Source organism: Catalinimonas locisalis (assembly GCF_038039535.1).
In the GTDB taxonomy this organism is placed as follows: Bacteria; Bacteroidota; Bacteroidia; order Cytophagales; family Cyclobacteriaceae; genus Catalinimonas.
The window spans coordinates 67,554-74,344 of the sequence record NZ_JBBPHP010000035.1 but is presented as its reverse complement, the minus strand read 5'-3'; the positions used below and the strand labels follow the sequence as shown (position 1 = coordinate 74,344).

General features: G+C 42.4%; 7 protein-coding genes. 2 read left to right on the top strand and 5 right to left on the bottom strand.

From position 1 onward, the window contains the following. Nucleotides 1-326 precede the first annotated feature (326 nt). The 4 genes from WJR50_RS26685 to WJR50_RS26670 form a co-directional block, all read right to left on the bottom strand. On the bottom strand, nt 327-1,619 hold the full coding sequence (locus tag WJR50_RS26685; protein WP_341296370.1) for a NupC/NupG family nucleoside CNT transporter: 1,293 nt from the start codon (nt 1,617-1,619) through the stop codon (nt 327-329). 85 nt (nt 1,620-1,704) lie between these two features. Continuing rightward, nucleotides 1,705-2,304 carry a bifunctional nuclease family protein gene (locus WJR50_RS26680; RefSeq protein ID WP_341296369.1) on the bottom strand — a complete coding sequence of 200 codons (600 nt, stop codon included), beginning with the start codon at nt 2,302-2,304 and terminating at the stop codon, nt 1,705-1,707. Nucleotides 2,305-2,322: 18 nt separating this feature from the next. After that, nucleotides 2,323-3,291: an electron transfer flavoprotein subunit alpha/FixB family protein gene (locus tag WJR50_RS26675; protein WP_341296368.1), complete on the bottom strand. Its 969-nt coding sequence runs from the start codon at nt 3,289-3,291 to the stop codon at nt 2,323-2,325. Between the two features lie 23 nt (nt 3,292-3,314). Then, nucleotides 3,315-4,052 (bottom strand): electron transfer flavoprotein subunit beta/FixA family protein, encoded by a 738-nt coding sequence (locus WJR50_RS26670; RefSeq protein WP_341296367.1) that lies wholly within the window; start codon nt 4,050-4,052, stop codon nt 3,315-3,317. Between the two features lie 93 nt (nt 4,053-4,145). On the opposite strand from WJR50_RS26670, the gene WJR50_RS26665 reads away from it, so the two are divergent. Continuing rightward, nucleotides 4,146-4,472 carry a tetratricopeptide repeat protein gene (locus WJR50_RS26665; protein ID WP_341296366.1) on the top strand — a complete coding sequence of 109 codons (327 nt, stop codon included), beginning with the start codon at nt 4,146-4,148 and terminating at the stop codon, nt 4,470-4,472. On the opposite strand, the gene WJR50_RS26660 is transcribed toward WJR50_RS26665, so the two are convergent. Beyond that, complete coding sequence (locus tag WJR50_RS26660; RefSeq protein WP_341296365.1) at nt 4,445-5,263, bottom strand: DUF4197 domain-containing protein; 819 nt, start codon at nt 5,261-5,263, stop codon at nt 4,445-4,447. The two genes, WJR50_RS26665 and WJR50_RS26660, sit on opposite strands and share 28 nt — an antisense overlap. 52 nt (nt 5,264-5,315) lie before the next feature. Between WJR50_RS26660 and WJR50_RS26655 the strand changes: the two genes are divergently transcribed. Then, nucleotides 5,316-6,563, top strand: a complete 1,248-nt coding sequence (locus WJR50_RS26655; protein WP_341296364.1) for a competence/damage-inducible protein A — start codon at nt 5,316-5,318, stop codon at nt 6,561-6,563. The last annotated feature ends 228 nt before the right edge of the window (nt 6,564-6,791 follow it).

Below are 6,791 nucleotides of genomic sequence, written 5' to 3'. Positions count from 1 at the left end.
TTCTTCTTCAGAAAGTAAGCCCGTAGCCACAAATTGAACTGCTTTTTTCTTGGTTCTGAGAGGGAAATAAGGTTTTTTACGTTTCATCATCATTCTAATTAATTGTGGTTAAATGATCTAAAAACCCCTCTGTAGACTATTTTCAGGACGATCTAGGGGTGTCCCAGTTCACTGCTGAGTTCATGTACAAATGATTTTCCTTCTTTTGCAAACTTATCAATGTTAAAACTCATAACATTTAGGTTTAGATGAAAAAATATAATTGTCAGTCAGTTATTTAACAGACAACTTTCTTTGTATGTTATTAAAAATCAAGGTTTTACAAATTAATATGTGACCAGCATACCGGCTAAGGTTCCGGTCATCATACAGGCGATGGTGGCAGCCAGTAGCGCCCATAAGCCTAGTTTAGAAAGGTTTGTTTGCTGGTTAGGCGCTATGCTTCCTATCCCACCAATCTGAATGGCGATAGAACTGAAGTTTGAAAATCCACAGAGCGCATAGGTGGCAATGACCAATGCCTTTCCCTGAATGATATTTTCCGCCTTCATTTCGGACATACTCAGATAGGCCACAAATTCGTTGATCACGGTTTTTTGTCCCAGCAGACTGCCGACTTCAAGTGTTTCCTGCCAGTCTACTCCCATGATAAAGGCAAACACACGAAAAATTTGACCCAGCAGATACTCCAAAGACAGCCCTTCAAATTCACCACCAGTACTACTGACCACGAGTGCGTTGAGATTTGTAAGGTCACCCAATACGTCTTTAAGCAGAAAATTGAGTGCGGCGATGACGGCGATAAAAGCGAGGAGCATAGCCCCCACATTTACCGCAAGCCTCAATCCGTCGGAGGCACCTCGGGATAATGCGTCAATTAGGTTAACCCCCAGATTTTCGTCGCTGAGCTTAAGCTCTGAGTTGATCTTTTCACCCTTGGTTTCCGGGATCAGAATTTTGGAGATTACGATCGCAGCAGGAGCATTCATGATGGATGCACTGAGTAAGTATGCGGCAAACCTTGTTCTTTCAGCGGGATCATCACCCCCTAAAAAGGCGACATATCCAGCCAATACGCCACCGGCAATGGTGGCCATACCACCCGTCATCAGGCACATGAGTTCGGAATAGGTCATGCGGGAGATATAGGGCTTCACCAGCAGGGGAGCTTCGGTTTGCCCCAGAAAGATATTTCCGGCAGCAGAAAGGCTTTCAGCTCCTGATAATTGCATGGTACGGGCCATGATCCAGGCTATGCCAAAGACAATTTTCTGAAGAATACCCAGATAATAAAGGCCTGCTGAAACTGTAGAGAAAAAGATAATGGTAGGCAGTACCTGAAAGGCGAATATAAATCCGAAAGAAGAATCATCTACCAAGCCCCCAAAAAGAAACTCCGCTCCCTCCTCTGAAAAACTGAGGAATTTCACGAACCCTTCACTGACTGCGCTGAATATTTCTGCAACGAAGGAAACTCTGAGAATCAGGAAGCCAGCAAGAAACTGTAGTACTACCCCCGTAATCACCAGGCGCCAGTTAATTGATTTTTTGTTTCCAGAAAACAGGAAAGCAATGGCCACCAAGATGGCAATACCTATGATTCCGCGTAGATAGTCCATGAATGGCCAAAACTAAGACTATTTCAACAACAAAAAAACCTCCTGGGCCAGGCAGGAGGTTTGTCATATGTTATTTTCAATAAAATTAATTTCTTCGGTTCATTTCATCTCTGATATGGGCCGCTTTTTCGTAATCCTCATTTTTTAGGGCTTCGTCCAGCAAGTTTTGTAAGCGGTCCGAATTTAAGTCTTTCAGTTGCTCTTTGAAAGGTTTGTTGGGAGATAAGCTTTCAGCTTCGGCAGGCTCCGACTGACCTTCTTTTTCACCTTCTTCATCTGTCAGCACGATACCTGCTTCTGATAACACTCGCTCGTATGTATAAATTGATACGCCAAATCTCAAGCCAATTGCGATAGCATCAGAAGGGCGGGCATCAATTTCTTCGGTACGGCTACCGTCACTACAAACGATTTTGGCAAAGAACACACCTTCCTTCAAATCGGAAATGATAATTTCTTCAATCGTATAGTTAAAACTCTTGGCGAAGGACTTAAAAAGGTCATGGGTCATAGGTCTGTTGGGAGCGATTTTCTCAATCTCAATGGCAATAGCCTGAGCTTCAAACATACCAATGATAATCGGTAAGCGGCGATTCCCTACCGTTTCTCCTAGAACCAGGGCAAATGAGCCCGATGAAGATTGACTAGAAGATAGCCCTAAGATTTCTAACTCTATTTTATCCACAATGAATCACTTATTATATTATGAAGCTTTGATAGCTTCGGTTAATTTTGGTATTACTTCAAATGCATCTCCTGCGATACCGTAGTCGGCAGCTTTGAAAAAAGGTGCTTCCGGGTCTTTATTGATTACCACGATATATTTAGAAGAGTTTACGCCTGCCAGGTGCTGAATAGCTCCAGAGATACCCACCGCGATATACAAGGTGGGGCTAACTTTGACGCCTGTCTGTCCAACGTGCTCATGATGAGGACGCCAGTTCATATCGGATACAGGCTTACTACAGCCTGTAGCTGCACCCAGGGTTTTGGCCAGGTCTTCAATCATTCCCCAGTTCTCAGGGCCTTTCATTCCTCTTCCTCCGGAAACTACGATGTCAGCTTCAGGGAGAAGCACTTCTCCTTCTGCCTTTTCAGTTTTAGTAATTTTTACATCAAAGTCAGTATCTGCTATGGTCACATCCAGCTTCTCAACACTAGCTTCACTGCCGTCTTCTTTTACTTCGATCGCATTTTTTTTGATCGCGATAATCTTTTTGTCAGTATCCAGCGACATCCAGGCAAAAGCCTTTCCGGTGTAAATACTTCGCTTCACTTTAAAGCCATCGCTAAGGTCGGGCAGTTCTACTACATTGGAGGCCAGCGCTGCATTTGCCTTAATACCTACACGTGCGGCAACCGGATCTCCCAGAGAAGACTTTGCCAATACAAGGTGCTTGGCACCGGTTTTCTCCATTACCTGAGCAATTACTGAAGTATATGCCTGAATTACACCCTGATTGAGTTTCTCCTCGTCAGCATTAAGCACTTTGGTAGCACCGTTTTTTCCTAATGCAGCAAGTTTTTCTTCGCTCACTCCTGTTCCCAAAGAAAGTGCGATAACTTCCTGCTCACTTAGTTTTTCTGCCAATGCGGCAGCATATGAAACCGCTTCCAGCGAAGTTTTCTTCACTTCTCCTTCAGCATTTTCTACAAATACTAATATTGACATGTTAGTTCATTTAAATAAAAAAATCAGAGTACTTTGATATCATTTTTCAAAGCTTTGACCAACTCTTCCACATTTTCAGGATCAATCATTTTGACTTCACCTTTGGCCGGAGGTAATTCATAACGCAGGGTAGTAGTCATATGCTCGTCACCGACAGCTTCTTTTACTTCCAGTGGTTTTTTACGGGCAGTCATAATTCCCCTCATATTAGGAATCTTCCATTCGGCTATAGGCTCCTGACAACCGGCAATAAAAGGAAGTTTTGCTTCCAGGTATTCTTTACCGCCTTCTGTTTCTCGGGCCAGCTTAGCAGTGTTCCCTTCAATATCTAACTGCATGACAGGAGCAATAGAGGGGAGTCCTACTAATTCTCCTACCATGCCATGTACCTGACCACCATTATAATCAATAGACTCACGCCCCATAAGAATCAAATCATAACCTCCATCCTGCACAACAGCGGCAATCTGTTTGGCTACAAAAAAGGCATCTTTGGGCTCTGCATTGATCCTGATGGCATCATCTGCCCCTATCGCCAATCCCTTGCGGATAGTTGGCTCGGTATCTGATGTTCCCACATTTAATAGCGTAACGCTTCCCCCATGCTGTTCTTTCAGCTCAACTGCACGTGCCAGTGCGTAGTCATCGTATGGTCCGATAATAAATTGAACACCAGTGGTGTCAAACTTCGTATTATCATCAGTAAAAGCTATTTTTGAAGTGGTATCAGGAACGTGTGTTATACAAACTAGTATTTTCATAAAAAAATAGTACCTAATCTTCTAATATATATGTAACCCAAATTATCGCGTGAAGTTACGTAATAATCAAAGAAATAAAAACCAGCAAAGCTAATGTCGCAAGAGCGTTTACAACAACTTTTTACCTTTTTGGAGGAAGACCCGGATGATCCTTTCAACCTTTACGCTATCGCCCTGGAATATTTGAAAAATCAGGATGAAAAAGCCCTTCAGTATTTTGAAAAATTATTGGAGGAACACCCCGATTATGTAGCCACTTATTATCATGCCGCACAGCTTTACCTTGACCTGGATATGAAAGAAAAAGCAGCCCAAACTTATCAGAAAGGTATTGAAAAAGCGAAGGACCAGCAAAATGCACTGGCCCTACGTGAGCTTCAAAACGCCTATAATCAATATTTGTTTGAAGAAGAAGACTGAGCATTCAGCTCACTTCCAAACACTCTACGAATGATTTGCTGAGAATAGTCAAAAGGATTATCTCTGATTTTCTTTTCTTCTACAGCTACCAGTTTGAAGAGACCGTCTAAGGCTTTCTCAGTAGCGTACTCTTCAATTTCAGGAAGCTCCTTTACATCAACATCCAGTTTGTTTACAAATGGTGTGTCATTGTATTTTTCAATCCCATTTTTGAGCGTATTATAAATTCTGGTGGCACCAACATCGTCCAAAGCATCTTCAAGGATAGGTTCAAACTTACTGGCCAACTGGCTGGAAGTAGTTCTCCTAAGGTACTGAGTAGCAGCATCATCCTGTCCCTTTAGTATATTTACTGCATCTGTTACAGTCATGGATGTGATAGCATTTACAAAGATAGGCGCAGCTTCTTCTGCCGCTTTTTCTGCACCTTTGTTCATGGCTTCCACCAGATCATCTACCAGCTTATCACCGATCAGCGGTACCTTCCTGATGTTTTTTTCGGCCTTTCTGAGTTCCGGAGGCAGAAGGATACGGATGTCAACAATAGGGTTATTCAGATATCCATTGTTTTGTGATGCATTGTTACTGGCAAAGCGAGCCCCTTCTTTCAAGGCTTCTTTCAGGCCTGAGGTAATTTCTGAATTAGACAATCCCCCAGAACCAGTGCTGTAATCATCAAGAATCCCGGTTAACACATCACAACCTGATAGGGCGATCATGGGTAAAAGCATGAGGGCAAATAAAGTTTGCCGAATGCGTTTGCGAATATGAGTATTGTTATTTTGCTTCATATCTTTATCGTTTTCAAATTTTGTTCCAACTCTACTAACCTAAAGCTTATTAATGAAGAATGTTTATGCTGAAGTGATCACAATCGGAGACGAAATCCTTTATGGCCAGACGTTGGATACCAATACGCATTGGATGGGGCAGAGGCTCAATGAGATGGGGGTTAAAATTATACGTAAGGTTTCCATCGGTGATGCTAAAGAGGAAATTATCAGTGCTTTGGATGAAGCTTCGGCCCGGGCAGACATTATCTTGATGACGGGGGGGTTGGGACCTACTAAAGATGACATCACTAAATATACACTGGCGGAGTATTTTGGTATGTCTTTGAAAAGAAATGAGGAAGCACTTACTCATATTAAGGCATTATTTGCAAGTAGAGGACGCAGTATTACGCCTACCAATGAGCGTCAGGCTGATTTACCAGAAGGTTGTATCATGATTCATAACAGAATGGGTACTGCGCCAGCGATGTGGTTTGAGCAGGATGGAAAAATATTTGTCTCAATGCCCGGTGTCCCTTATGAAATGAAGACCATCATGGAGGAAGAGGTACTTCCCCGGGTGAAAGAAAAATTCACTTTACCTACTATATTTCATCAAATGATACAAACGGTAGGTATTGGTGAGTCGTGGCTTTCGGATAAGATCGCTGATTGGGAGAGTAATTTACCCCAGCATATTCGTTTGGCTTATCTACCCAGTTTTGGATGTGTGAAACTCAGACTTACGGCTGTGGGAGCAGAACTGTCAACTTTAAAACAGCAGGTGATGGAAGAAGTGGACAAAGTAATGCCCCTAATACAAGAATATGTATTTGCACTGGGTGACGTTAGCCTGGAAGAGGCAATAGGAAATATGCTCAACGCTCAACAAAAAACAATAGCATTAGCAGAAAGCTGTAGTGGTGGCTATGTAGCCCATTCCTTAACCAGCATAGCTGGAAGCTCTTCTTATTTTCAGGGAGCAATGGTCCCTTACCATAATCAGTTGAAAGAAGAAGTACTGGGAGTAAATGGTGATACCCTCTTAAGTAAAGGAGCAGTAAGTGAGGAAACCGTAACTGAAATGGCCCAAAACATCCGAAAGCTCATGCATGCTGACTATGGGCTGGCCAGTAGTGGTGTAGCCGGGCCGGGAGGAGGTACTGAAGAAAAACCTGTGGGCACTATTTGGATAGCAGTAGCTTATGAAGAGGAGGTAAAGACCCAGAAACTACAACTTACTCAAGACAGAATGCTGAATATCAGACTCACTAAAGTTGCCTTATTGAACTTGTTAAGAAAACAGTTGCAAAAATAAGTTTTTCAAGCAAGAGCGAAATATTAATTGGGTCTGCAGTAGACAAATTTTATTTCAAAGCTTTTTGATAAAAGTAAAATAGTATTAACTTAAACAAGTTATGGGTATGCCTCTTAGACTTTTTGTGGCCCTACCTTGCTTACAACTATTAATCACAGACATTTTTTGATTAGGAAAGCCCTCCTCTGGTAAGAATTAGCGAGAAGATAGATTGGACTTAATGTTAAT